We start from the raw sequence: 1,818 nt of genomic DNA, 5'->3' as shown, positions 1-1,818 counted from the left end.
CGGCCGGGGCATGCGCGGGCGCGGGAGCGGGTGCATGGGCAGGTGCCGGCGCGCTCGACAAGCTGCGACGGTTACTGCGCGAAATGCTGTGCACCTTTTCGCACAGCATCTGTTTGACCTTCTCGGGGTTACGCGAGATGTCTTCGAAATTCTTCGGCAGGAAGTCCACCGCACCCGCGTCCAGCGCATCCAGGGTTACCCGGGCGCCTTCGTGGGTCAGCGAGGAGAACATCAACACCGGGGTGGGGCAGCGCTGCATGATGTGTCGAACTGCCGTGATGCCATCCATCATCGGCATCTCGTAGTCCATGGTAATCACGTCCGGTTTCAACGCAATGGCCTGATCAATCGCCTCTTTGCCGTTTGTGGCCGTACCGACCACCTGAATCGTTGGATCGGCGGAGAGAATTTCCGAGACGCGACGGCGGAAGAAACCCGAATCGTCCACCACCAGGACCTTGACTGCCATAAACACTCCGTTAGGTGGGGCGGGCGAAACCGCCCTGCCCCGCCAGAATCAAATACGCCGAGCAGCGTAACGCTTGAGCATGCTCGGAACATCAAGAATCAGCGCGATCCGACCGTCACCGGTAATGGTCGCACCCGACATGCCCGGGGTTCCCTGCAGCATTTTGCCCAAAGGCTTGATGACCACCTCTTCCTGGCCCACCAGTTGATCGACGACAAAGCCGATCCGCTGAGTGCCCACCGAGAGAATCACCACATGGCCTTCACGCTGCTCTTCATGCTTGGCCGATGCAACCAGCCAGCGCTTGAGGTAGAACAGTGGCAATGCTTTGTCGCGCACGATCACGACTTCCTGGCCGTCCACCACGTTGGTGCGCGACAGGTCGAGGTGGAAGATCTCGTTGACGTTGACCAACGGGAAGGCGAAGGCCTGGTTGCCCAGCATCACCATCAGCGTCGGCATGATCGCCAAGGTCAACGGCACCTTGATGACGATCTTCGAGCCCTGGCCCTTGGTCGAGTAGATATTGATCGAGCCGTTGAGCTGGCTGATCTTGGTTTTCACCACGTCCATGCCGACGCCACGGCCAGACACGTCGGAAATCTCGGTTTTGGTCGAGAAGCCCGGCGCGAAGATCAGGTTGTAGCACTCGGTGTCGGTCAGGCGGTCGGCGGCGTCCTTGTCCATCACGCCACGCTTGACCGCGATATTGCGCAAGATCGCCGGGTCCATGCCTTTGCCGTCATCGGTGATCGACAGCAGAATATGGTCGCCCTCTTGCTCAGCCGCCAGAATCACCTTGCCGCCACGCGACTTGCCCGAGGCCTCGCGTTCTTCCGGGGTTTCGATGCCGTGGTCGACGGCGTTGCGCACCAAGTGGACCAGCGGGTCGGCCAGGGCCTCGACAAGGTTTTTGTCGAGGTCGGTTTCTTCACCCACCAGTTCCAGGTTGATCTCTTTCTTGAGCTGGCGTGCCAGGTCGCGAACCAATCGCGGGAAGCGGCCGAAGACTTTCTTGATCGGCTGCATCCGCGTTTTCATCACCGCGGTCTGCAAGTCAGCCGTCACCACGTCGAGGTTCGACACGGCCTTTTGCATGGCTTCGTCGCCGCTGTTCAGGCCCAGGCGCACCAAGCGGTTACGCACCAGCACCAGTTCGCCGACCATGTTCATGATGTCGTCCAGGCGCGCGGTATCAACGCGCACCGTGGTTTCGGCTTCACTGGCAGGTTTTTCGGCAACCGGCGCGGCTGCGGCGCGTGCAGGTGCAGCCGCAGGTGCCGGGGCTGGCTTGGCCGCAACCGGCGCCGCCGCTTTGGCGGCAACCGGTGCAACCGGTGCAGCCGCGC

General features: G+C 61.6%; 2 protein-coding genes. Both read right to left on the bottom strand.

Annotated features, from left to right (window positions below; genetic code table 11):
* Positions 1-469, bottom strand: a 469-nt coding sequence (locus tag F0169_RS25435; protein ID WP_152747956.1) for a response regulator, incomplete at its 3' end; no start/stop codon positions are given.
* A gap of 48 nt (positions 470-517) precedes the next feature.
* Positions 518-1,818: chemotaxis protein CheA (locus tag F0169_RS25430; protein WP_241679178.1), on the bottom strand; the 1,301-nt coding region annotated here is incomplete at its 5' end.

Origin of the sequence: Pseudomonas kitaguniensis, assembly GCF_009296165.1 — a bacterium.
Lineage (GTDB): Bacteria > Pseudomonadota > Gammaproteobacteria > Pseudomonadales > Pseudomonadaceae > Aquipseudomonas > Aquipseudomonas kitaguniensis.
This window is presented reverse-complemented; position numbering and strand designations above follow the sequence as displayed.